Raw genomic sequence first — 25,744 nt, forward strand, 5'->3', positions numbered from 1 at the left:
ACACTGATGAAAGCATGGCTGTTTTTCACTGCTTTTTTACTCATATACTCTGCACTTACTTTTTACCTCGGCTGGAACATTTGGGTCTGGCTGCAGTCTTGGACCGATATTCACAGCCCCTTATTGTTTTCTGCCGCTGTTACCCTCTCTGCTTTCGGCTACATGCTCGGCCGTATGCACCGTGTTCTTGCGTTTTTGAAGATCATCGGGGTCTACTGGATGATTCTGTTTCAGTACGGTCTGCTGCTTTTCCCTGCAGCCGGTCTCATTGTTCTGATTCTCGGACTGTTTGGGTTCAGTCCGGAACATACAGTTTTCTGGACAGGCGCTGCAGCAGCCTTTACTTTGGCAGTAATCTTCACTGTCGGAACGTATCAGGCATACATCCCTGTGACCCGGCACTATACCATTTCCATTCCAAAAGACGGAGGCACGTTTGACCGCATCCGCATTGGCGCTGCTTCTGATATGCACTTTGGTACCCTGTCGGGCATTGGGCATTTGAAAAGACTTCGCACAGAACTTAATAAACTGAAACCGGATCTGATCGTGTTTCCTGGTGACATTATTGATGACAGTCCGGATGTGTTTCAGAAAAGAAACATGGGGGCTGTGATGAAGGAGATCACGGCGCCGCTTGGCGTGTACGGCATTCTTGGGAACCACGAATACTACGGACGGAAAAAGGAAGAAATCATTGAAGAAATGCAAACGAGCGGTGTCACTATGCTGCTCGATGAACACGTGCTTGCAGGAAACAGTATCTACCTGGCAGGAAGACGTGACCGGACGGAAAAAGACAGACTCTCCGCCTCGGAAATGACCAGCGGTTTACACTTGGACAAACCGGTCATCCTCCTTGATCACCAGCCCTATGAACTGGATAAAGCCCGCGAGGCCGGAGCTGACCTTATGATTTCAGGACATACGCACCGGGGCCAGATGTGGCCGAATAACTGGATTACCCAAAAGATGTATGAAAACGACTGGGGTTATCTTAAAAAAGGCACCCTTCATTCCATTGTTTCATCGGGATTCGGCTTCTGGGGACCTCCCCTTCGGATTGGAAGCCGATCGGAAGTTGTCTGTATCGACATTACATTCACTGGAAAAAACGCTTAAAAAGCTGAGTTACCCGTGCGGACGGGAACTCAGCTTTTTCTGTTACCGGGCTTTGTTTCAAACCATCGTTTCCAGACAAGCACCGAAATGAAGATCCAGATCCCCCCTGCAAGAAACCCTGCTACAACGTCTGTAGGGTAATGGACCCCCAGATAAATCCGGGACAGTCCGATGGAAAAAATGATCACGGCTGCTGCTGAAGCTGTCGCGATCCTGACCGGTGACCGGTCTGACAGCCGTATAATAAAATAAGCAAGCAGTCCGAATGTCATCATTGAGCCCATCGAGTGGCCGCTCGGAAAACTGAAACCGGGCTCTTCCAGAAGCGGATTCAAATCCGGCCGTTCCCGCTGAAAGATTCCTTTAAGAAGCCAGTTGATCAGCCCACCGGCTCCGACTGCTGCAGGATAGAACAGGGCCATCCGCCACCTTTTGCGCCAGCCGAGAAACAGCGCTCCGAGCACAGCCGTAAGCCCCAGTGCATAGACGGATCCTGCGCTGGTCACAGCCAGTACTGCTTGTGTCAGACTGTCGGTTTCTGCCCGCTGTACGGTATTCATAATAAACAGGTCTGTACTGCTCATTACTTTCCCAGCCTGAGTACGCAGCGTTTCTATATATAAAAGGGCCATGAGGATCACAAGGCCCCCCGCCATCAGGATAATTCTCTTTTTTTCCTTCACCTGCTCCCCCTCCTTTAAGGACATCTTTCCCTCTTCAGCAAAAAAAGAATCCCCGCATGAATCAGGCGGGGATGAAGTCCAGTCTGTTATTTACCGAAGGAAGAGAGGAATTTAACCCGGTCTCCCATGGGAGGAACACTGTTATCAACAAGATCTATCTCGAGAACAGCCGGGCCTCCTCCTTCTCTTAACCCGTTTATTGTGTCTTCTGTTAAATCATCCATCTTCTCTACACGGGCGCTCGGCACGCCGAGGGCTGCGGCCATAGCAGCAATATTGACGCCTTCCTGCTCAAAAGAGGCATGGGAACGCTTATACTGCAGCGTATGACCGTGATAAACCATACCCAGCCTGGCGTTATTCATGACGATAAACAGAACCGGCAGGTTGTACTCTTTTGCCGTAAGCATTTCCATTCCATGCATAAAGAAGCACCCATCCCCGGTTATGGCAGCAACCGGCCGGTCCGGTTCTGCAAAGGCACTGCCGATGGCTGAACCGATCCCGCTCCCCATCGCACCGAAGTGGACATTGATATCGAACGAGCCTTCTTCCTTTACTTCCATGTAGTGAATCACATAGGACATAAACTCACCGATATCGATCGTGTACCGGGTCAGAGGCGGCAGGGATTCCTGAAGCTTCAGAAATACATTTTTCGTATTGTATGCTTCATCGGCTTCTCTACGGGGAGTTGCTGCTTCACCTTTATTTCTCTTAAGACCTAATGTTTGCAGTTCCTCATTTAAGAACAGCAGACTCAGTTCGAGATCTCCGAGTACGGGGATATCAACCGGGTATTTACGGTTGAATACGTACTCATCAAAGTCCATCTGTACCACAAACCGGTCTTTTGCAAGGTTCTCATTCCAGTTGTTCGTCGCTGTTTCCCCAAGGCTCGATCCGAGCACCACAATCGCTTCGTTCGGCTTATTGTGATTGATCACTTCCGAAGCAGCCTCGTGTCCCGCGAACCCGAATACCCCCTTCAGCTGGGGATGATCACTGCTAATGCACCCTCTCGCCTGCGGGGTTGTTACGATTGGCCAGCCAAGAAGTTCCGCAAGTTCCACTACCTGCTCAGAAGCATTGCGGATCCCCTGGCCGGCAAAAAGAATCCCGTTTTCCCGTGAAGCCAGTTCTTTTGCCACGGCTGAAATCGTATCCGCGTCAGGAACGACTGGTGAACGTTTTTTTGGAAAAGCAGGAAGCGGACCGGGCTCAACCTGGGTGAGCTGCACATCGATCGGCATCGCCACGTGAACCGGTCCCGGGACGCCGCTGAGGGCAATCTCCGTTGCCTTGGCTACTTCCTTAAGGAGGTCTGCTGCATCAGTAACTGTTACGCTGTATTTCGTGACAGGGTCAAATACAGGCTGGGCATCAAGCTCCTGTGAGGCATTGAGGCCGACCGTATTTACTGGTACTGCCCCTGTAAGAAAAAGAACCGGCAGATGCTCACGCATGGCGTTTGCCGCCCCTGTGACCATATTCGTTGCTCCAGGACCGCTGCAGCTGATACAGACGCTTATTTCACGGGCGTATCTGGCATATGCGCAGGCCATATACCCCGCTGCCCCTTCGTGCTTGGTGACAACCGGTCTCATTTCAGGCATATCATAAAGTTCATCAAAAAAAGCATTTACCGATCCTGCAGGGATGCCGAAAATATGGTCCACTCCGCCGGATTTCAAATAATCAAGTACTGGTCTGACTGCTTTCATAACGAAACATCTCCCTGATAATTAGCTTTTTTGGCCTCGGAACAAATGGATTGGCTTTCTTTGACCAGAAGCTTCGCTTCACGCCGTCCGTTCGCTTTCCGCGGCGATGCCGGCAAGCCTCCTCGGCTGCGCCTGCGGGGTCTCTCCTGGCCTCTATTGCCGCAGGAGTCTCACTGCCGGCGTGAAGCTGCGCACGTTAAGTAACCAACTGATCTTTTTCAATCGCCATGGTGTCTGTCCGGGCATTCTGCCTGACTAAGGAGTTATGTTTATATGTGTACCGTTAATGCAGTCTTTCTTTCAAAGGCCATCGTTTCGTTGTCACCGGGCTGGCTCGAGGAGTTCTTTGAGGCCATCCTCCCGTAGAAACCGCTTTTCAACCACGGAAGCGCTGAGCGGCTTGCTGAAATAAAATCCCTGCATCTGACAGCATCCCTTGGAAACAAGAAATTCCGCCTGTTCCAGCGTTTCGACCCCTTCTGCAATCACGTCCAATTCCATGTTCTTCGCCAGATCAATGATTGTATTGGTAATGGATGCATTCTCTCCGTTCGGACTAATATCCTGAACGAAGGATTTATCAATTTTCAAAGTATGGATTGGAAACTGCTTTAAATATGCGAGAGACGAATAGCCTGTGCCGAAATCATCGATGGATATATCCACTCCGGAATCTTTGAACTCTCTCATTCGAGTGAGCGTGCCTTCGGTATCTTTTAAGATTTGATTTTCGGTGATCTCCAGCTTCAGAAACCTTGCTTCCAGCCCTGTTTCACTGAGTACGTTTTTCACTTTGGTGAAAAGATCGGCCTGTTCAAACTCTCTGACGGTAAGGTTGACGGACACATCAAGATTTGTGTAACCCTGCTCATGCCATTCTTTGAGCTGCCGGCACGATTCTTTAATGACCCATTCTCCAATCGGAACTATCAGTCCGGTATCTTCAGCAATTGGAAGAAAGTCACAGGGCGGGATCATTCCTTCATGAGGATGATTCCAGCGGAGAAGTGCCTCCAAGCCCGTAACGGTCCCTTTCTTATAATCGATCTGCGGCTGATAAAAAATTTCGAGTTCATTCTGGTCAAGAGCTTTATAAAGGGCCGTTTCCAATTGAATGCGCTGGTAGAGTCGGTCATCCATATCAGCTTTGTAAAAATGAAAATTGTCGCCGGAGAACTCCTTTGATTTGTACATCGCCGTATCGGCATTTTTGACGAGGTCATCGGTTGTTTCCCCGTCTTCAGGATAAAGGCTGATACCGATACTGTTTTTGACGTATATTTCATGGCCGTTGATCACAAATGGGGCGGAAAAATGATGATTGATTCTTTCCACCACCTTCACAACATCTTCTTTTCCCTGGATGTTCGGCAGAAAGATCGTGAACTCATCCCCGCCCTGACGGGAGACTGTTGCTTCGGCCGGAACCGCTTCTCCCAGTCTGCCGCCGACTTCCTTGAGAAGAAGATCCCCGAAGGTATGTCCGTGAGTATCATTAACATACTTGAACCGGTCCAGATCCAGAAACAGGACCGCCAGTTTCTCATTGTGAAGCCTGGAATAGTTGATGCCCTGGGTGAGTCTGTCATTTAACAGGACACGGTTGGGCAGATTGGTCAGACTGTCATAGTACGCCTGGTGTTTAATCTGTTCTTCCATCTGCTTACGCCTCGTAATGTCCTTGAATGTGACCACATCCCCGGTGACTTTACCGTCCTTTTCGATAGAGGAAATCACATATTCAACCGGGAAACTGGTATTGTCTTTCCGGAAAAACTTCTCCTCTGTGTCATACTGCTTCCGCTCAGAGGAAAGAGGCGCGTCATCGTGCCCACCTCTGCGTTTGAATATGTACGAGTACGGCTTGCCGATCAGCTCTTCCACTGAATCGTATCCAAGCATTCTGGCGCTTGCCGGATTGCAGAACGTGATTCTACCTGACAGATCAAGTCCGAAGATTCCTTCCCCTGCCGAATTCAGTATCAGTTCTTTTTCATCCCTCAGCCGTTTCAGTTCGGAAATGACGTGATTCAGTTCATCGTTTTTCTTCTGAATCTCAGCCGTCCGCTCGCGGATAATCAGATCCTGTTTTTCTGTGTAAAGAAGATTGGCAACTGTTCCGGCTGTCGTATCAACCACTGATTGAGCCAGCTGCCGCTGGGCAGAAGAAAATCCCCGCCTCTCACCGCGCAGTTCAACTACCGGAACAACGCCAAGCACTTTGCCTGCCGCCACTAAAGGCATGATGAACAGGGATTCAATGCCAAAACTGCTGCATGCCACCCTGTTCACCCTGTCATCCTTGCAGACGTCCTCAATGTAGAGCGGTTCTTTTGAATCGATAACAAAGGTCATGACGGAATCAGCGCGAAGATCCGCGTGGACCTTTTTATGGGTACCGATCCAGTCTTCCTCGGACCAGGTGCTCTGCCTGCTCAGACGTACAGGGTTCATCACTTCCTCCGCTACCGGATCGATCAGGTGTGAAGCGGCATTTGGCGTTCCGAGCACTTTTTCCAGATAGTGAAAACAAGTATCCAGCGCTTCTTCCAGGGTCGAACTCATGGAAAGTTCCCTCGATGCATCAAGAAGCATCTGCTTCTGACTGAGCAGTGTTTCCTTCCGACTGAGAATTTTGGCATTGTTGATAGCCACTGCAGCCATATTGACGTAGGCTTCTACACTTTGAATCTCACATTCACTCAGGTCCATCGGAATGCCGTAGTCAAACAGAAATACAAGACCGAACAGCTCATCCTCATGGGAGATTGGCAGCACAAGAAGTGATTTAATCTGAAAAGCTTCCACCGCCCTTGCATCGGGTCGAGAATCTCTTGAGGTATCTGGTATGTAAATTGTCTTCCGTGTTTCCATCACTTCTTTTGCGAGCAGATCCTGTTCCATATCAATTGTGTGTCTGTCGAGCGTCATCCCGTTGATCACTTCAGGCTTACCGACAAATCCCCGAAAACTTCCGTCTTCCTGAGGGAGGTAAATGCCAACTGAATCACATTGGACGATCTCATCTGAAATGGCTGTGGTCACATGCGTCAGCATTTCCCGAAGCTCCAGGTTCGTATTGATTAATTTTGTTATATTGGCTAAGCGGGAATACCGCGTCTGGTCACTCACATTTATCCACCTCTCTTCTTACTTCGGTCATAAATGGTATTCTTTCAACCCCTGAAACGAGATTTTTTTCGACTGTCATTTCTACACATTTCACCAGATTCAATTCCCATTCTCTCACATATTCGACAAACTATTGACCTATCCTTCAATTACAGTACAAAACGGTAGTAAAAAGAAAAAACATTATTGTTTTAAAACGCTACAGGTCGACGCTTTCCGCGGGCATCGCTTCAGCCTCCTCGGAAAATTCCTGCTTCTTCCTCTGCCAGCATACCCTTCGAAGCGATCTGCGTCGAAGCAACTCGCAGCTTATTCGTGAAGCAAACGCTCCTCGCTGGAGTCGCGACCTATCGCTCCAATATTTTTATACTTAATCTATACGAAAACATTATCATGAAAAAAAGGCTGAGCCGGAAAGATTACGCCTTCCGGTTCAGCCTCAAACAGATTTAATTACGGCAGCTGTGTGCTTCCCATAAGGTACCGATCGCACTCACGGGCTGCTTCTCTTCCTTCGTTGATTGCCCAGACGATCAGACTCTGGCCGCGGCGCATGTCCCCGGCAGCGAAAACACCTGTCTTGTTTGTTGTGTATTTTCCGTATTCCGCTTTAACGTTGGAGCGCTTATCGGTCTCAATTTCCATCTGTTCGATCAGCTCCTGCTCCGGGCCACTGAAACCAATAGCGAGAAGGATAAGGTCTGCCGGCCATACTTTTTCCGTTCCCGGAATTTCTATACGGTGACGGTTGCCTTCCTCATCCCATTCCAGCTTTACGTTTACAGTATGCACTTCTTTTACGTGCCCGTTTTCGTCGCCGACAAATTTTTTCGTCATCACTGCGAATGCACGGGGGTCATCCCCGAATTTGGAGGCCGCTTCCTTTTGGCCGTACTCCACGCGGTGAACGATCGGATACTGGGGCCATGGGTTGCCCACTTCGTCGCGGTTATCCATTTTTTTATCGTAGATATCAAACTGCGTCAGGCTTTTGCAGTTATGACGCACGCTCGTTGCAAGACAGTCAGTTCCTGTATCTCCTCCGCCGATCACGATGACATCTTTATCAGCAGCGGAAATATAGTTCCCGTCTTCCAGATTGGAGTCAAGAAGGCTCTTTGTGTTCGCATGAAGAAAGTCCATGGCGTAGTGAATGCCCTTCAATTCCCGCCCCTCCGCAGGAATATCACGGTGCTTCGCGGCACCGCCGCACAGGATCACGGCATCGAAATCTTCTTCAAGCTGCTCGGGCGTCACATCTTTACCCACTTCAGTGTTTGTCACAAACGAAATACCCTCTTCTTCAAGTATTCGTACACGACGTTCCACGATTTCGTAAGGAAGTTTCATTTCCGGTATACCGTAAGTAAGAAGCCCGCCTACGCGATCGCTTCTTTCAAAAACGGTCACAAGGTGTCCGGCTTTGTTCAGCTGCGCAGCAGCAGCAAGACCGGCAGGACCCGATCCTACGACAGCCACTTGTTTACCGGTACGCTGTTCAGGCGGCTCCGGTACGACCCAGCCTTCCTCGAATCCCTTTTCAATAATCGCTCTCTCCACAGTCCGGATGGCGACGGGCGGTTCGTTAATTCCAAGCACACACGCGCCTTCGCACGGGGCGGGACATGCGATGCCCGTAAATTCAGGGAAATTGTTCTTTTCATGCTCTTTTTTAAGGGCTTCTTTCCACTGCCCCTGGTAAACGAGGTCATTCCATTCGGGAATCAGATGATATACCGGACAGCCGGTGGTCACCCCGTTAATTTCCATCCCGCTGTGGCATGTGGGCACTCCGCAGTCCATGCACCTTGCACCCTGCTCCTGTATTTCCTTTTCAGACATCGGCTGTGTATAATCCGCCCAGTCTTTTGTACGGGTCGAAGGGTCTCTCTCCCGCTGGGACTGTCGGTCATATTCCAAAAATCCTGTTGGCTTTCCCATCATTCACCCTCCTTGTCTGGTTAGCTGTTTTTTTTCGAATGGTACCCGGCTCTGAAAGGATGGACAGTTCAGAACCGGGATTTGTATTCATGTTTTTGCACTCTTTTCTTATTACGCTCCTGGCGGACACTTTCCGCAGGAGTCGCGCCTTCCGCTCAATAACTTCATCTATTAAGACCAGCAGGTATCTGTATACGAACCAGCGTTACATTATCAGGTAAGAGCTTCGACTTTCGGCTTCTGACTTTCTTCAAACGCCTTCATCTCTGCTTCGTCACGGCTGTAGCCGCTGTTTTCATAAAACACAATCCGCTCCTGCATCGCCTGGTAGTCTCTCGGGATCACGCGGACGAAGCGTGCCAGATTCTCTTCCCACTGATGAAGAACACGGCGGGCGTGGGAGCTGTTTGTGTAGTGAAGGTGCTTTTCTATCATCCGGTACAGCGTCTGCTGCTCTTCAGGATCAGTGACGGGCTCCAGATCTACATTGGCCTTGTTGCATTTTTCCGGGAATCCCTGGTCTTCATCCAGCACGTAGGCGATGCCGCCGGACATACCGGCTGCAAAGTTACGGCCTGTATCGCCAAGCACAACTACTTTTCCTCCGGTCATGTACTCACAGCCATGGTCGCCAACGCCTTCAACTACAACATTGGCACCGGAATTTCTTACGCAGAAACGTTCCCCGGCAATACCGTGAATGTACGCTTCTCCGCTTGAAGCTCCGTAAAAGGCCACGTTACCGACAATCATATTTTCCTCGGCGCGGAAGGTGGCGCGGTTTGACGGATGAGCAATAATCTTACCGCCGGAAAGCCCTTTTCCAACGTAGTCGTTTGCATCTCCCACAAGACGAAGCGTCATCCCTCTCGGTATAAAGGCACCGAAGCTCTGTCCGGCAGATCCTTTAAACGTCAGACGGATCGTATCTTCACCGAGACCGGCAAGACCGTAGCGGCGTGTAATTTCACTTCCGAGAATTGTACCGGTTACACGGTTGATGTTCCGGATCGCCAGTGTCGCTTCAAAAGGCTCCCCTTTCTCGATCGCTTCTTTACAGAGCGGCACGAGTTCCTGGGTATCGAGGGCCTTATCAAGCCCGTGGTTCTGAAAGACGGTCCGGTAGCGCGTCACTGACTTTGGCACATCCGGCTGGTAAAGAAGCGCGGACACATCCACGTCCTTTGCCTTCCAGTGATCAACGGCACGGTTGGCTTCAAGGATATCCGTACGGCCGACCATTTCATCGATTGTACGGAACCCGAGTTCCGCCATGAGTTCACGTGCTTCCTGTGCGACAAAGCGCATGAAGTTAGCCACGTGCTCCGCTTCCCCGGTGAATTTTTTACGGAGTTCAGGATTCTGGGTCGCGACGCCGACAGGACAGGTGTCCAGATGACACACACGCATCATGACACATCCGAGGACAACGAGAGGCGCTGTTGAAAAGCCGTATTCCTCTGCTCCGAGAAGAGTGGCGACGACAATGTCCCGTCCGGTCATCATTTTTCCGTCGGTCTCCACAACAATCCGGTCGCGGAGGTGGTTCAGCAACAGTGTCTGATGGGTTTCGGCCAGTCCGATTTCCCACGGCAGACCCGTATGCTTGATACTGGATCTCGGCGCTGCTCCTGTTCCGCCGTCGTAACCTGAAATGAGAACCAGATCGGCACGCCCTTTTGCAACACCTGCGGCAATCGTACCAACACCCACTGCAGATACAAGCTTTACGCTGATCCGGGCTTTTGGATTGGCATTTTTCAGGTTATGAATCAGCTCAGCCAGGTCTTCAATTGAGTAAATATCATGGTGCGGCGGCGGTGAAATAAGTTCCACACCGGTGGTGGAGCCTCGGACTTCTGCGATCCACGGATACACCTTCTTGCCCGGAAGGTGACCACCTTCACCCGGCTTGGCACCCTGCGCAATCTTGATTTGAATTTCATCAGCGTTAACGAGGTAATGGCTCGTTACACCAAAACGGCCTGATGCCACCTGTTTAATGGAGCTTCGGCGCAGATCGCCGTTTGCGTCAGGTGTGAAACGATCAGGGTCCTCCCCGCCTTCACCAGAGTTGCTCGCCCCGCCAATCCGGTTCATAGCGATAGCCAGGGCTTCATGCGCTTCCTTACTGATCGCCCCGAAGCTCATCGCCCCGGTTTTGAATCGTTTACAGATCGCTTCCACCGATTCAACCTCTTCGATCGGAACCGGCTTGCGCTTTTTAAAGGACAGCAGTCCTCTGAGGGACTGTAAATTATTTTTCTCATCAGTCAAAAGCTTTGAATATTTTTTAAACATCCCGTAATCATTGGATCGGCACGCATGCTGAAGCGTGTGAATCGTCTGCGGATTATACGTGTGATCCTCGCCGTTTTCACGGTACTGGTAGTCATCTCCTGCATCGAGACTTCTGTCTGTCCCGCGACCTTCCTCGAAGGCACGGCTGTGGCGCATGAGCACCTCTTTAGCCATCATGTCTGTCCCGATTCCGCCGAGACGGGAAGCTGTACGGGTAAAGTACTTCTCAATCACATCCGGGTGAATTCCAACCGCTTCAAAGATCTGGGCGCCACGGTAACTCTGGATCGTGGAAATCCCCATTTTAGAGAGCACTTTAATGACGCCGTCAGTTACAGAGCCGATATATTTCTCCACCGCTTCATCAAAGGAGCGGGCCTCGATCTGCCCTCGTTCACGCAGATCTTCCAGGGAATCAAACGCAAGGTACGGGTTGATTGCTTCGGCACCGTACCCGAGCAGTGTGGCAAAGTGGTGCACTTCACGCGGCTCGCCAGACTCCAGCAGGATGCTCACTCTCGTTCTTGTACCCTGACGGATCAGGTGATGATGCAGACCGGATACTGCCAGAAGAGCCGGAATCGCTGCATGCTTCCGGTCGATCCCCCGGTCGGAAAGCACGATCAGGTTAACGCCTTCTTCGTAAGCTTGATCCGCTTCTTCAAAAAGCTCCTCGAGCGCTTTTTCCATATTCGACTCTTTCGACGCGTCAAACAGAATGGACAGCGTCCGTGAACGGAAGCCGTTTTCACTGTAAGTACGCAGTGTTTCCAGCTGTCTGTTTGACACGACCGGCGTTTTCAGTCGGACGTGGCTGCAGCTTTCAGGGCGCGGATCCACCAGGTTTCCTTCAGGCCCGATCGTCGTTTGCACCATCGTAATCAGTTCTTCCCTGATCGCATCGATCGGCGGGTTCGTGACCTGTGCAAACAGCTGCTTGAAATAGCTGTAGAGCAGCTGCGGCTTTTTTGAGAGGACCGCAAGCGGCGAATCATATCCCATTGAGCCTACCGGATCTTTACCATCGGAGACGAGCGGTTTCAAAATTTTATTGAGCTCCTCATTTGTATAGCCGAATGCGAGCTGCTGTTCAACAAGGTTCTCAACAGGCGGCTCCGTTTGTGCCGCTTCCGGCAGTTCGTCCAGTTCCCGGAGGTTTTCATCAAGCCACTCCCGGTAAGGCTGTTCACCGGCGATGTCCATTTTAATTTCCTCATCCGGGATAATGCGCCCTTTCTCAAGGTCGACGAGAAGCATTTTACCTGGATGCAGACGGTCCTTCACTTCAATGTCATCGGCAAAAACGTCAAGGGCTCCTACTTCTGAGCCAAGAACAATCATGCCGTCTTTCGTAACGTAATAGCGGGCCGGACGAAGACCGTTCCGGTCCAGACAGGCACCGATCTGCTTACCGTCAGTGTAGACGATGGCAGCCGGTCCGTCCCACGGCTCCATAAGCGTGCTGTGGTAGTCATAGAAATCACGTTTTGTTTCATTAATGGTGTCGTCATTTGCCCACGGTTCCGGAATCATCATCATTGCAGTATGAGCCAGGGATCGGCCTGACAAGTGAAGAAATTCGAAACAGTTATCAAACATCGACGAATCGCTTCCGTTTTTGTCGATGACCGGCAGTACCTTCTGCAGATCTTCTTCACTGAAGTACTCGGATGTGCACAAGGCCTGACGGGCACGCATCCAGTTTACATTTCCCCGGAGCGTATTGAATTCACCGTTATGGATCGTATATCTGTTCGGGTGTGACCGTTTCCAGCTTGGGAACGTGTTTGTACTGAACCTGGAGTGCACCAGCGCAACAGCAGACTTAAATTCCGGATGATTCAGATCGATGTAGAACGAATCAAGCTGCTCCGGTACGAGCATCCCTTTGTACACGATTGTTCTCGTGGAAAGACTGCTGATATAAAAGTCGGACTGTTCTTTCAGTCCCTTTGAAATCGCAATCTCCGTCCGTTTGCGGATAATGTACAGGCGGCGTTCAAACGCCTCCTGATCCTCAATCGTCTGGGATTTACGGATAAACACCTGCCGGATGGCCGGCTTGGTTTTTCTCGCCTCATTCCCGACAAACGAATCATTTACCGGTACAGTACGCCAGCCGAGAAACGTCTGGCCTTCTTCTTTAATGATTTCCTCAAAGATCCTTTTACAGCGGATCCTGGTCTCCTGGTCTTCGGGGAGAAACACCATGCCGATGCCGTACTCCCCTTCTTCAGGAAGAACAATGTCCTCCCTGTCGCACTGCTTCACAAAAAAACGGTGAGGAATCTGAGTCAGGATTCCTGCACCATCGCCCGTACTTACATCTGCGGACTGACCTCCCCGGTGTTCCAGGTTACTCAGTATGTTAATCGCATTCTGGACGATAGCATGAGACTTGCTTCCATCTATATTCGCAATCATTCCAATTCCACATGCTTCATGTTCATTTGCCGGATCATATAATCCCTGTTTAACTGGCAATCCGTGCTTTCTCATGTTAACGCCCTCCTTCAGCATTTTTCATAAAAATTCAGAAATTTAAATATTTCGACTTAGTATATCACAGAATTCGGCAGGGATAAAACTGAGAACACAGCAGTGAGGGCAACGGAAAGGGTTTTGTAAGCGCTTAACCAATAATGGTAATGGGATATTTTCTGACATAAATTTTTGTTGTAGTTTATGCATAAATCACTGTTTTTTCTGTTCTTTTTTTCGTTATCTGTTGTTCGTTATTACAGCATCCCAGGCAGCTGAACCTTTGCTTTCTGAATGAAAAATCATGTTCCTGGTCACAATGGTAGAAAGATAGTCTTTGAGAGGGAGGGGCGATGCCGTGGAACCGCAGTTTATGGATATGACATTTAAGCTGATTCTGGGGTTTTTTATGCTTTTTTTGATTACCCGTCTTCTCGGGAAAACGACAATCAAGCAGCTTACTCCCTTCGACTTTGTTTCGGCCATCGTGTTATCCGAACTTCTCGGTAATGCCATATTCGAAGCGAATGTGCCGATTTATTTTATTGCCTACTCCATTGCCGTATGGGGAATACTTCTCGTTTTAATGGAACGGATTCTTCTCCGGTTTAAGGGGCTTCGGAGCCTGTTTGAAAGCAAACCTTCTATTGTAATCAGAGACGGCCAGATTGACCGGCGGGAGTTGAAAAAGAACCGGATGAATTTAAACCAGCTCATGGCCCTGCTTCGTCAGAGTGAGACATTTTCCGTGAGGGAAGTGGCCTATGCCATCCTTGAGTCGAACGGAGGGATCAGTATTCTCAAAAAAGCTTCCTATAAAGAAGTTACCCGCGGGGACATGTCGATGTCGGATAGGCACGTTCACCTTCCCGTCAGTTTCATTCTGGACGGCGAGGTGCTGGAAGATAACCTGGTGGAGTCGGGGCGCGACCGGCAGTGGCTCCATGAAAAACTGGCTGTTCACCAGATTGACAGTATTCAGGAAGTTCTTTACGCAGATTATATAGAAGGAGACGGTTTGTACATTGTGCCGTATAAGAGGAGTGCTGTGCATGGAAAGTGATCCCTCGAACTGCACAGCCCATGTTTACATGGTGTTTCACGTGGAACAATCATGTGTTTCTGGTCCTGCATTTACAAAGGAGAAGCCCCCTTGCAGGGCGGCTTCTCTTTATTTATCGAGCTTTTTCGATTAATTTTTCCAGGTCCGGATTCAAACCTTTCACTGCTTCTCCGTCCACGACAGTGACGGGAACTCCCATAAATCCGAATGCCTCCACTTCCTTCTGGTAGTCCCGGCTCGTCATCACATCACGGACTTCGTATTCAACGTTTTTTGAATCAAGCATCTTTTTAACAAGGTCGCACTCCACACAGTTCTTCGTGGAGTAGACAATGACCGGTTTTGACATTTAAATCACCTCATTGATTGATATGGTGTATTTTATCACGTTCATTGTTTGCGGTTCCAGCGGGAGGGTGCAAAGTGTGCAGTTTTCAATATTCCAGTATTACCCTTATATGGTTCTGGATCCCGTGCCACCTCTTTCTTCTCCCCCTGCGAATGCTCTAACGCCCGTATGCCCTATGAAAGAACCAACGTAGATTAGCGAGCCTTAGCATATATGCCTGGGCTTTTTTGTGCGTATGTGAGGAGTTCCGGGTGAAAGAACGTGTTTTATATGGTGATACATGACGGTGTGCAGGAGTAAGGAGAAAAATTCCAGTTTTTGGATCGTTTCTATAAAATGATATATTCGTATTTAGAGAGGGGGGTAAATGTGATTTTAAAATCCCGTGTAGAGTCGTGCGAGCTGCTGATTCTGCGCTCCTTAAATGCCAGGACTGAGCTCGATGCTGACTGGTTGAACCGACTTGCGAACGCAGAAAAAGGCTACGAGGGGGAGTGCGCGTTTGATGAATGGACCGGTGCAGTTTCAGGGGATGTAGTCGTCCTGCAGGATCTGCTGCTCGATTGCCGAAGTACGACGTTTCAGATAGACTCGCTGATGCTGATGCGAAACGATATTTATCTGTTTGAAGTGAAAAACAGCGAAGGAGATTTTTTGATTGATGATGAGAGGTGGCTGTCATGTCTGACCGGAAAAGAGATTAATAATCCGCTCATTCAACTAAAGCGGACTGAATCCTCCTTCCGCAGGCTTCTTCAGGAACATGGATGCAGAAGACCTGTTAAAAGCTTTCTCGTTTTTATCAACCCCGAATTTCAGCTTTATCAGGCTCCCTCCACCTTGCCTGCGATTTTCCACTCTCAGCTGCCCCGCTTTTTTGCAGGTATAAAAAACCGCGCAATGCCTGCAGCTGGCGCTCAAGATGCAGCCAGCAATGCCGCTCTTGCACTCGCTGAGAAGCTTAACACTCTTCACATTACTGATAACCCCTATAAAAGACTTCCTGAATACAATTATGAAACTCTCAGAAAAGGTGTGTTATGCCCCTCCTGTGAGAGGTTCTACGTTTTTGAGCAAAGCAGAAGGTTTCTGATTTGTCATGGCTGTGGCAAACGGGAGAGTAATCCGGCAGCGGTATTACGGTCAGTGAATGAATTTCAGCTATTATTTCCAAGTCTTCCGGTTACAGTACGTATCATCTATGAATGGTGCGGAAATGCATTCTCAAGAAAGGTCATCCAAAAGACATTACAATCTCATTATGTAATGCGAGGGGAAACGAAGGCAGCTTATTATGAGGAAAAAAAGGAGAATTAGCTCTAAGTTATATTTTTTACGACCTAACTTCGAAAAAATATTTAGTTAAGTCATGTTTCTCTGTCTTTTACGACCTAACTATCGCATGATCATCCAGTTAAGTCCCGTATCCCTGTTTTTTGTGACCTAACTGCATGGTTTTTTCGAGTTGAGGGGTAAATAGGAACTTTAGTCCCCCTTAGCCTCAACCATCAATCTGGCAGACAAAAAACCTTCAATCTAAATTTCAGATTGAAGGTTCCAAACGACGAATCAATTCATAACAAGCTCTTCTTCCTTGCTCAGTCCTAGCGTCCGGGCGGTTTCTTTTTGGAGCTCTTTGAACATTTCCGGGCTTTCGGACAGCGCTACACCGTAGGAAGGGATCATTTCCCTGATTTTCGGCTCCCACTCCTTCATCTCATCCGGGAAGCAGCGTTCCATCACATCAAGCATGACGTGAACGGCAGTCGATGCACCTGGTGAAGCGCCGAGCAGTGCGGCGATCGAGCCGTCAGCGGCACTCACCACTTCCGTCCCGAACTGAAGGGTGCCTTTTCCTCCAGCCTCTGTATCCTTAATCACCTGCACACGCTGACCGGCCTGTACGATTTCCCAATCCTCGCTCTTCGCATTGGGAACGAATTCACGGAGTTCTTCCATCCGCTTTTCATCGGACAGCATCACCTGCTGAATGAGGTATTTGGTTAATCCCATCTCTTTCATCCCTGCCGCAAGCATCGTGAATACATTGTTCGGTTTAACGGAACTCAGAAGGTCGAGATTTGAACCTGCCTTCAAGAATTTTGGTGAAAAGCCTGCAAACGGACCGAACAAAAGGGTCTTTTTCCCGTCAATATAGCGCGTATCCAGATGGGGAACCGACATTGGCGGTGCCCCTGCTTTCGCTTTGCCGTACACCTTGGCGTGATGCTTCTCGGCAACCTCCTGGTTTTTACAGGCCATAAACAATCCGCTTACAGGGAAACCGCCGATATTTTTCGCTTCCGGAATCCCGGTTTTCTGCAGCAAGTGCAGACTTCCTCCCCCACAGCCGATAAAAACGAACCTGGCGGTATGGTATTCCGTGTTTCCGCTTTCAATATCGTTTACTTTTACTTCCCATTTACCGTCGCTTGTCCGCTTCAGATTTTCCACACTGTGCTTATAGTTGATCTCCACGTTTTCTCGCTGTAAATGGTCGAACAGCGTACGAGTTAACGTACCGAAATTAATATCTGTACCGGTGTCAATTTTCGTCGCTGCGATCGGCTCGCCGGACTTGCGCCCGTCCATCACGAGAGGCATCCATTTCTTCAGGGTCTCATGGTCTTCAGTGAATTCCATGCCCTCAAACAGCGGATTCCCTGACAGCGCTTCCACACGTTTTTTTAAAAAATTCACATTCTTCTCCCCGTGAACAAGACTCATATGGGGAATAGACATGATAAAATCTTCAGGGTTGCGAATGAGACGGCTGTTTACGAGGTAAGACCAGAACTGTCTGGAAAGCTGAAACTGCTCGTTCACTTTAATCGCTTTCGTCGTATCAATGGAGCCGTCCGGTTTTTCTGACGTGTAGTTCAGTTCACAAAGTGCGGCATGTCCCGTCCCTGCATTATTCCATTCATTGGAACTTTCCTCACCTGCTTTGGCAAGCTTCTCAAAAACTCTGATTTCCATGTCAGGCGCCAGCTCTTTCAGCAGCGAACCCAACGTCGCACTCATGACTCCGGCACCAATTAAGATAACATCTGTTTTCTTCTGTATGCTGCTCATGATCTATAACCTGCCTTATCCTCTGTATTTGCCTGCGCTCCAGCTAAAAAACAGCGAAGCGCCACCTTGCCACACCTGATCTATCTATCTGCCGTAGTGTTTAAACATTCACAAAAACTTCACAAAACTCCTATTATCTGATTATTATACCCTATTTGGTGCTCTTAAAAAAGAGGGTGCTAGTACAGGTATGGTAAATGACTACTTTCAACCTTTACAGGCTTGTGTTATTTACTTCATTCTATTTGCTCATTAATAGCCTATCACTTAGTAAGTCCAGGAGGTAAGAACATTTATTATTAGTACACACTGATGTTTATTCATTACTTATGGTACGGTTCCCCCCGGTTAATCTTAAACCCCCGGTAGACCTGTTCAACAAGAATCAGCCGCATCAGCTGATGGGGAAACGTCATGTCGGAAAAGGACAGCTTGCCGTTTGCCCGCTGGAGCACGGCATCGCTCAGACCGACCGAGCCGCCGATCACAAACGCCACTTTGCTTTTCCCGTAGGTGGCCAGCTGGTCAAGCTCTTTTGCAAGCCGCTCGGATGACCATTTCTGTCCGTCTATGGCGAGCGCGATGACTTGGGAATCATGGCTGATCTTAGCGAGGATCCGTTCCCCTTCTTTTTCTTTCACCGCGGTCATTTCGGCATCACTCATGTTTTCAGGTGCTTTTTCGTCAGGAACCTCAATGACTTCCATCTTGGCATAGGCGGAAAGACGCTTAAGATATTCCGCGATCCCCTGTTTAAGATATTTTTCTTTCAATTTCCCAACTGTAACAATCGTAATATTCACAGGTGCAAAACTCCTTCCAGAATAGTTTTCCACAATAGTTATCCACATTTCCACAGAAATGCTGTGGAGTTATTTGTCGACTCGGTATAAAGCCTTGTCACTACAGTATTTACAAGTTGTGGACAACTGCTCTTCTTCCGTGAGTTTGTCGATTATTGGCGGAAGAGCGTAATAATCGACAATATCCTCGATTGCCATATCTATGTGTTCTTTGCAGCAATAATACATGATATAGTCCCCTGTCATTCCTGATTTTTTTGCATGCGTTTTCACTTACTCACACCTGCATGTGGATAAGTGAACAAGCTGAGTCCCTTGTGTCCGTTGATCTTTCGCGTTTTTGGAATGTAATATCCATATAACTTATCCACAGGAATGGATAACTACGCATACTCACTCTATTGTACCTCCAACCGGTGCTGAATCCAACCGGTCCCTGCACCTCAAAAAAAGAGGGCCGCCGGGGCGCCCCTCTTTCATCTTTTGTAATACTGCTGTTACATCTGCTGTTCCTGAAGTGTCATTTCCACAGTCTGCTCGGTACCATCCCGGTAGAAGGTCACATCAACCGTGTCACCGATCGATTTTTCCGTAAACAGATACTTCCTGAGATCATGAATATCACGCATTTCCTCACCGTCCACGACCGTGATTACATCTCCTTCACGAAGCCCCGCTTCTGCCGCAGGAGAACCCGGCTCGGTATCAGCTACATATATTCCGCCTGCAATATCCTCCGGCAGTCCAAGAGTCTGATGCCAATGGTAGCTTGGAATTTCCTGAAGGGAGCGGATAAACACGCCCAGCTGCGGCCGTCTGACTTCCCCGTACTGCTCCAGATCTTCAATCACAGGCATAGCGATGGCAGTCGGAATGGAAAAACCGATTCCCTCCACGGCATTCTGTGCAATCTTCATTGAATTGATTCCGATCACCTGCCCTTCAATATTAACAAGGGCTCCGCCGCTGTTACCGGGATTGATCGCTGCATCTGTCTGAAGTACCTCCGCGTTCCAGTCCGGTCGTCCGTCACGGTTCGTATCTACAGGGATGCTCCGCTCGATGGCACTGATAATCCCCAATGTCACGGATCCTTCAAATGAGAGCGGGTTTCCGATTGCAATTGCCGGTTCGCCTGCTCTGAGTGTATCCGAATTGCCGAACTCGGCAACGGTCTCGATCTTTTCGGCATCCACTTCGATGACAGCAAGATCCGTAAGTGCATCCTCACCAACGAGTTCTGCCGGAATTCGGGAGCCGTCGCTGAGCGTGACATCAATTTCCTCTGCATTTTCTATGACGTGCTGGTTCGTGACAATAAAGGCGCGATCGCCTTCCACTTTATACACGACGCCGGATCCGGTGCCTTCAGCACCTCCTTCAAAAAGGCCGCCCCCGGATGACCGACGGCTGTTCACAACGCCCACAACAGCATCATTTACCCGTTCGACTGCTTCGATAACTTCTGATGTTACGGCTACATTAACTCCCTGCAGGTCAGGGATGTCCGCTTCTCCTTCTGCGATGGCTTCGAGCGCTTCCTGGTCACCGCCTGCTGTTTTCGGGACCACATCGTAAGGCAGAAAGCCGTTGTTCGCCAGAACAGGAATGGAAAAGACGACGATTAACGCTCCCATCATCGCTCCCGCAAAGGAAGCAAGACCGGTTTTCCTGCCTGAAGTTTTATCTCTTTTGCTCCGTGTCTGTGTGTGACTGTCATAATACCCCATTCACTTGACCCTCCTTAAAAAACGTATTCATGATGTTTTAAAAAGGCGCCGGCCGGGAGCAGGGGAATCGTAAATGACCACCTGTTTCCGGTCAGTGTCTCCGTTAAAGAAAGCCGGCATCAGAGCGATTTTTTCGGCCTCTGCAGTGAAAAACGCACCGTGACAAAAAGCCCGTCTGCTTGGTTTTATTATAAAAAAATGCCCCTTCACCGTCTATTCATACGATTCATTTTCGATAATTTTCCATATACCTTTACAATGCCCCTGATAACCGGCTTTTAGTCATCTATGAAAGTGGTAAAGTGTGTGACCGCCCTTTCAGGCTCAGGCTTATACACAAAATCCCTCTGAAGCCGCGAAAGCGTTCAGAGGGATTTATTCGATATTCTTTTAATGAAAGGCTCTGTTAAAGTCTAATGTAGATTTCCGCTCACCGCGCTCCCTTTCCGCAGGAGTGTCGCGCGTTCGCTGCAATCAGCATTAGAATAATCAGCATCAAGCTTTAACACATCCACTAAAAAGCCGGACTGCGGCACAAGTTCTACACTTTTGCCAGCGGAGTGGGAACTGCAGGGTCCGTATCAAAAAGCTTAAGGCTTCTGCCTGTTTCATAGCCTCTTCCTGCCAGCGTCTGTTCGACTGTCATCCGGGCCAAGTCCTTCATGTTGTTATCCTTGCTCAGGTGAGCCAGATAGATATGAGCAGGCTTGTCGTTTGTATCGAGAAGATCAGCCATGGCATGGGCTGCATCCTCGTTGGATACGTGGCCTACATCGCTCAGGATCCGGCGTTTTACGCTCCAGGGGTAACGGCCCATCCGCAGCATACCCATGTCGTGATTGGATTCAAACACATAGGCATCCGCTTCCCCGACGATACCTTTCATCCGCTCGCTCACATAGCCGGTATCCGTAATGACGGAAAGTTTCCTTCCTCCGTGTGTGAAGGTGAAAAACATTGGTTCGGCTGCGTCGTGGGAGACGCCGAAGGACTGCACATCCATGTTCCCGAATGTTTTCGTTTCCTCCGTTTCGAAGTGGAATTTCTGATCGGTTTTCAGTGTGCCGAGCATCGAATCCATCGCCTTCCACGTCTTTTCGTTCGCGTAGATCGGCAGATTGTAGCGCCGGGCAAAAATCCCGGCGCCTTTAATGTGGTCACTGTGCTCATGCGTAATGAGAAGGGCGTCCAGCGTGGACGGATCGAGTCTGTTCTTCACAAACAGTTCGTCCAGCTTTTTACCGCTCAGCCCTGCATCAATGAGCACTTTGCTCGTGTCTGTTTCCACGTAGATCGCATTACCTGTACTGCCGCTTGCCAGTACACTGAATTTAAGACTCATATTTTCTGTCACTCCAGTCAGTCTGTCCATACCTCACTGTTGTGGGCATTTACGAAATAGTACTCATCATCAACCGTCACCCGCCACATAGGCGCATAGTACTCGTGGGCATCCATATTGGCCGGTGTCATGTTGTAGTGACCGAGTTCCACTTCATCAATGACCACATCTGCGATTCCGTATTCCAGGATCAGCACTTCGATCGCTTCAAGAGGCGTCATCAGTTCAGGAGCAAGCTGAGGAGAGAAATCCATGTACCGCTGATCGTAGCCTTCAACCTCCCCGTCCTCCGTCAGATAAAGAATGACGTGAGATTCTTCACCGCGGTAGCGGAGAGGCTCGTCCTCATAAACCTGAAAAGCCCGAATCATTCTTTCCTCCTCATCGTAGGAAGCGAATCTGTATTCATCACCGTTATACAGATGATCGGCTAAGAAAGATTCAACCGAAGAGGCCATATCCAGCCCGAACAGCTCCTGCGGCTCGTCGAGCACGGCTCTGATCATCTGGTTTCTTCTGAAACTGATTTCCTGATCCTCGAACTGTTCTTCGATCATGCTCTGCTCTTCATCTCCAAATTCGTGGCCTTCACCGCTGATATACTGGCCTTCTTCATCGGCTTCCGGGTCATCGATCGAAATTTCGATGTTCTGACGCCTGAGAAGCTCCTGGAAAGAATGATCCTCCTGTGCCATCACGCTCATATTTTCGGCGTTCCGCTTTTCAACAAGCTGAAAAATGAGAAACGCATTCAGGAATATAAATGTCATGATCAGAATCGTTTTAGCTCTGCTCCAGTCCATCCTCTGGGTCACCTCCGGACTCCTGGTATTCTTCTTCCGTGTCTTCCAGCTGTTCAAGTGTAAACCACTGCCCGTTTACGTTAATAAACCAGGAGGGGGAGAAAATAATAAGCGCACCGGTATTACTGTCCATATGATAGCCAATTCGGATTTCACCAGCGTCTTCATCCACAATCGTCTCAGCAGACGCAATAAAGTTCCTTACATAGTCGAGGGATTCGAGCGACGTCATGGTCCCGGCTTCCTGGTAGTTCTCATCCAGACGGTATAAAGAACGGTCATATCTTGTAATCTGCTCACCGGAGCGTTCAACAAGTTTGGTGTAATAGAGGGATTCCCGCGAGGACCCCCCCAGCACCGGTGTTTCATCCATAGCCAGCCGGTACACGGCACGATCCCGGTTCACGTATTCTGTTACATCATCCAGGTAAAAATCGTCTGTGAAACCTCCGTGGCTGTTCAGAAAATTCAAGCTCGCAGAGGCCATACTCCGGCTGCTCTCATCAGGATCACCTGAGACCGGATACTCAAACTTCATAATGTCCGGTCCGCTTCCCTGTCTGGAGAAAGTCAAAAACCTGTTCCCATCCTGATAGCTGGTGTTGGAGACATTCGTAGAATATTCCAGAACTGTGGACGGATCACTGAAAAGCAGCTGCTTGTAATCCTCGCTTCTGATCGAGTTGTTAAGATGGGTAGTGTACTCCTCCATATTCGGCGGTTCAATCGGCAGATAGGCGTACTCTCCGTCTCTCATGTTGCCGAAAACTTCCCCTTCGGCAGCATAAAGTGCATCGCTTTCACTTTCATAAAGCGCTCTGAAACCTGATTCGGACAAGCCGGTCTCCGCTTTTCTCACTTCTCCTTCCGAATATGAAATAAAACGGGCCACAACTTCCGAATCAAAATCACTGTCGCCGTTTGCAGAAAGATGAATCCGGTCAATATTTTCAAGAGGAAAGGATTCTTCCTCTCCAAGATCAAAGTCAAAAAGCTGTTCCATCATCCGGGCCGGAATCGGCGTGGAAAACCTGAAATCCAGTGCATGCTCGTGCTTGTACATTGACGGGATGTTCTGCCTCGATTCGGCAATCGGCCTGCCAAAGGAAATGTCCCTGAGACTGCTCATCTGCGAACTGTACCGGTCCCCGCCCGGCTCCATCCACAGCCGGTCTGTTCCATCATGGACGGTAATGCTTTTCGGCATCAGGATATCAGAGGCGTTACGCTCTTCTCCTATTTCCGGCGTTTCAATCGGTTCTGCACTGCCGAGCGTGCTGTATTCAGGCTGATAGGTCCACAGGGAATACGTAAGTGTTACACTGGACAGAATCAGCACCCAGAGACATGCCGTTTTGATATGCTCGATGATCATTATGCTTCTTTCGCCTCCTCAGGAACAGGCAGGCTGAAGGACATTTTCGTGCCCTGGCCCCAGTCGCTGCTGACCCAGATGTTTCCGCCGTGAGCCTGGATGATCTCCCTTGCAATTGCAAGGCCGAGCCCCGTGCCTCCGAGGCTTCTCGTTCTCGCTTTATCCACCCGGTAAAAACGGTCAAATACATGAGGGATACTGTCTTTCGGTATTCCTACACCTTCGTCCTGGACACTGATAATGACACGACCTTTTTCTTCTTTTACCGAGCAGGTGATCGTCCCGCCCTGCGGCGAGTATTTCACTGCGTTTGACATAATATTGTCGAGAAGCTGCGTCAGTTTATCCCGGTCACCGTATACAAACAGCGGTTCGTCCGGTACTTTCCGCTTAAACGTAATCGCCTGGTTTTTCGTCGACATTTCAAAACGGTCAATCACCTGGTCAACGAAAGAGGTGAGGTTCATGGAATTCATCGTCATCTGATAATCTTTGCTGTCCATTTTTGAAAGCTGAAGCAGATCGTTTACAAGACGGATCATCCGCTCGGTCTCGGTCTGCGTGACGTTTATAAAACGAGGCGCCACATCGGTATCAAGCGCACCGTCGGCAAGGGCTTCCAGATAGCTTTTCATGGACGTGAGCGGCGTACGGAGTTCGTGGGACACATTTGCGACGAATTCCCGGCGCTCCTGCTCCACTTTTTCCTGCTCGGTCACATCGTGCAGTACGGCAATCAGGCCGTTCTGCTCGCCATTTTCCTTGGAGATGACGGAAAAGTGTGCTTCAAGGAAAGATTCATCCCCGAGCCAGTCCAGATCCAGCAGAATGGAATCATTGTAGCCGTAAAGGTCCTCCAGTTTTATCGAACCGCTCAAATTCAGCACTTCGGTGAGTTTCTCCCCGAGGGCATCGTTCTGTGTACGGTCCAGCATTTCCTCAGCCCGGCGGTTCATCAGAATAATATGACCTTTTTTGTCCGTGGCGATGACGCCGTCCGTCATATGGGTCAGGACAGAAGACAGCTTCCTCCGTTCCCCTTCCGTGGTGGCATTGGCGTCCTGCAGTTTGATGGTAAGATCGTTAAAGGCGCGGGCAAGTTCGCCGATTTCGTCACTTCCATAAACCGTTACACTCCGGGTAAAGTCACCTTTCCCCATCGCTTTTGCCTGCTTTCGCATATCGGAGATCGGACGGGTAATCGTCTGTGACAGAAGCACACCGAGCACTACTGTAATAGCAAGCGCGATCACCGTTCCGGTCATGAGAATCTGATTGATCTGCTGCACCTGGGCATAAATCTCCTCAACAGAGGCCTCGATGTAAACAGCACCGATCGTCTCATCCTCTTCACCCAGCACCGGCTTGGTAATCACCCGGACGCGTTCGTTGGTCTGCTCATCGATCATCGGCTGTGATTCCTCAATGCCGATAAAGGTCCGGTTAATATAGACATCCGTCGTACGCTGTCCGATCAGATCCAGTTCTGTTCTGTCGGACACGCCGACAATCGTATTATTGATGTCAACAACCCGGGCTTTAGCGTCTTCAATATTAAAAAGGGAAGTAAGGACATTCTCAATATCAGCGGTAAGGGTCGGGTCGTCCTCTCCACGTTCCTCGAGCATTTCCTGCTGCACGTTATAACGCAGGAGCTCTGCACGCTCACTTACCATTTCCTCATGGTTTTCCACCAGCGTATCTTCAAGCTGCTGGGTAAAATAAACCCCGATGACCTGCATCGCAATTAAAATCAACAGCACATAAATCGTGACAATCTTTACGTGTATTGACTTGTAAAAGCGGATTTTTTTCATCCG

At 49.3% G+C, this 25,744-nt stretch carries 17 protein-coding genes; 3 read left to right on the plus strand and 14 right to left on the minus strand.

Going from position 1 to position 25,744, the window contains the following annotated elements:
• The first annotated feature begins 6 nt into the window (after nucleotides 1–6).
• A complete protein-coding gene (locus tag CR205_RS17830) occupies nucleotides 7–1,122 on the plus strand; it encodes a metallophosphoesterase (RefSeq protein ID WP_110521488.1) in 1,116 nt (371 codons plus the stop codon).
• Between the two features lie 29 nt (nucleotides 1,123–1,151).
• Here the strand turns inward: CR205_RS17830 and CR205_RS17835 are convergent, their stop codons facing one another.
• The 5 genes from CR205_RS17835 to gltB form a co-directional block, all read right to left on the minus strand.
• Nucleotides 1,152–1,805, minus strand: coding sequence for a phosphatase PAP2 family protein (locus CR205_RS17835; protein WP_161524830.1), 654 nt, complete (start codon nucleotides 1,803–1,805; stop codon nucleotides 1,152–1,154).
• An 86-nt stretch (nucleotides 1,806–1,891) separates the two neighbouring features.
• Nucleotides 1,892–3,529 (minus strand): thiamine pyrophosphate-binding protein, encoded by a 1,638-nt coding sequence (locus tag CR205_RS17840; RefSeq protein WP_110521490.1) that lies wholly within the window; start codon nucleotides 3,527–3,529, stop codon nucleotides 1,892–1,894.
• 321 nt (nucleotides 3,530–3,850) lie between these two features.
• Nucleotides 3,851–6,661 (minus strand): sensor domain-containing phosphodiesterase, encoded by a 2,811-nt coding sequence (locus CR205_RS17845; RefSeq protein ID WP_236634885.1) that lies wholly within the window; start codon nucleotides 6,659–6,661, stop codon nucleotides 3,851–3,853.
• A 453-nt stretch (nucleotides 6,662–7,114) separates the two neighbouring features.
• Nucleotides 7,115–8,602, minus strand: a complete 1,488-nt coding sequence (locus CR205_RS17850) for a glutamate synthase subunit beta (protein WP_110521491.1) — start codon at nucleotides 8,600–8,602, stop codon at nucleotides 7,115–7,117.
• A gap of 213 nt (nucleotides 8,603–8,815) precedes the next feature.
• Nucleotides 8,816–13,402, minus strand: coding sequence for a glutamate synthase large subunit (gltB, locus tag CR205_RS17855; protein WP_110521492.1), 4,587 nt, complete (start codon nucleotides 13,400–13,402; stop codon nucleotides 8,816–8,818).
• A 340-nt stretch (nucleotides 13,403–13,742) separates the two neighbouring features.
• Between gltB and CR205_RS17860 the strand changes: the two genes are divergently transcribed.
• Complete coding sequence (locus CR205_RS17860) at nucleotides 13,743–14,447, plus strand: DUF421 domain-containing protein (RefSeq protein WP_110521493.1); 705 nt, start codon at nucleotides 13,743–13,745, stop codon at nucleotides 14,445–14,447.
• Nucleotides 14,448–14,559: 112 nt separating this feature from the next.
• Here CR205_RS17860 and CR205_RS17865 read toward each other — a convergent pair whose 3' ends face one another.
• Entirely contained in the window at nucleotides 14,560–14,796 is a 237-nt protein-coding gene (locus CR205_RS17865; RefSeq protein WP_110521494.1) for a glutaredoxin family protein, read from the minus strand.
• Nucleotides 14,797–15,165: 369 nt separating this feature from the next.
• On the opposite strand from CR205_RS17865, the gene CR205_RS17870 reads away from it, so the two are divergent.
• Complete coding sequence (locus CR205_RS17870; protein ID WP_161524831.1) at nucleotides 15,166–16,113, plus strand: nuclease-related domain-containing protein; 948 nt, start codon at nucleotides 15,166–15,168, stop codon at nucleotides 16,111–16,113.
• Between the two features lie 252 nt (nucleotides 16,114–16,365).
• Here the strand turns inward: CR205_RS17870 and CR205_RS17875 are convergent, their stop codons facing one another.
• From CR205_RS17875 to walK, 8 genes are all read right to left on the minus strand, one after another.
• Nucleotides 16,366–17,871, minus strand: coding sequence for a malate:quinone oxidoreductase (locus tag CR205_RS17875; RefSeq protein ID WP_110521496.1), 1,506 nt, complete (start codon nucleotides 17,869–17,871; stop codon nucleotides 16,366–16,368).
• Between the two features lie 323 nt (nucleotides 17,872–18,194).
• Nucleotides 18,195–18,674, minus strand: a complete 480-nt coding sequence (gene rlmH, locus CR205_RS17880; RefSeq protein ID WP_110521497.1) for a 23S rRNA (pseudouridine(1915)-N(3))-methyltransferase RlmH — start codon at nucleotides 18,672–18,674, stop codon at nucleotides 18,195–18,197.
• A gap of 69 nt (nucleotides 18,675–18,743) precedes the next feature.
• Nucleotides 18,744–18,920: a CxxH/CxxC protein gene (locus CR205_RS17885; RefSeq protein WP_328587736.1), complete on the minus strand. Its 177-nt coding sequence runs from the start codon at nucleotides 18,918–18,920 to the stop codon at nucleotides 18,744–18,746.
• 251 nt (nucleotides 18,921–19,171) lie between these two features.
• The gene (locus tag CR205_RS17890) at nucleotides 19,172–20,404 is read right to left on the minus strand and encodes a S1C family serine protease (protein ID WP_110521499.1); all 1,233 of its coding nucleotides are present in this window, start codon (nucleotides 20,402–20,404) and stop codon (nucleotides 19,172–19,174) included.
• Nucleotides 20,405–20,945: 541 nt separating this feature from the next.
• Nucleotides 20,946–21,746 (minus strand): MBL fold metallo-hydrolase, encoded by an 801-nt coding sequence (locus tag CR205_RS17895; RefSeq protein WP_110521500.1) that lies wholly within the window; start codon nucleotides 21,744–21,746, stop codon nucleotides 20,946–20,948.
• 17 nt (nucleotides 21,747–21,763) lie between these two features.
• Nucleotides 21,764–22,549, minus strand: a complete 786-nt coding sequence (locus CR205_RS17900; protein WP_110521501.1) for a two-component system regulatory protein YycI — start codon at nucleotides 22,547–22,549, stop codon at nucleotides 21,764–21,766.
• Nucleotides 22,530–23,924: a YycH family regulatory protein gene (locus CR205_RS17905; protein ID WP_110521502.1), complete on the minus strand. Its 1,395-nt coding sequence runs from the start codon at nucleotides 23,922–23,924 to the stop codon at nucleotides 22,530–22,532. Before CR205_RS17905 ends, CR205_RS17900 begins: the two co-directional genes overlap by 20 nt.
• Nucleotides 23,924–25,741: a cell wall metabolism sensor histidine kinase WalK gene (gene walK, locus CR205_RS17910; RefSeq protein WP_110521503.1), complete on the minus strand. Its 1,818-nt coding sequence runs from the start codon at nucleotides 25,739–25,741 to the stop codon at nucleotides 23,924–23,926. The genes CR205_RS17905 and walK overlap by 1 nt, the downstream gene beginning before the upstream one ends.
• Nucleotides 25,742–25,744: the final 3 nt, after the last annotated feature.

The sequence above is a fragment of the Alteribacter lacisalsi genome (genome assembly GCF_003226345.1).
In the GTDB taxonomy this organism is placed as follows: Bacteria; Bacillota; Bacilli; order Bacillales; family Salisediminibacteriaceae; genus Alteribacter; species Alteribacter lacisalsi.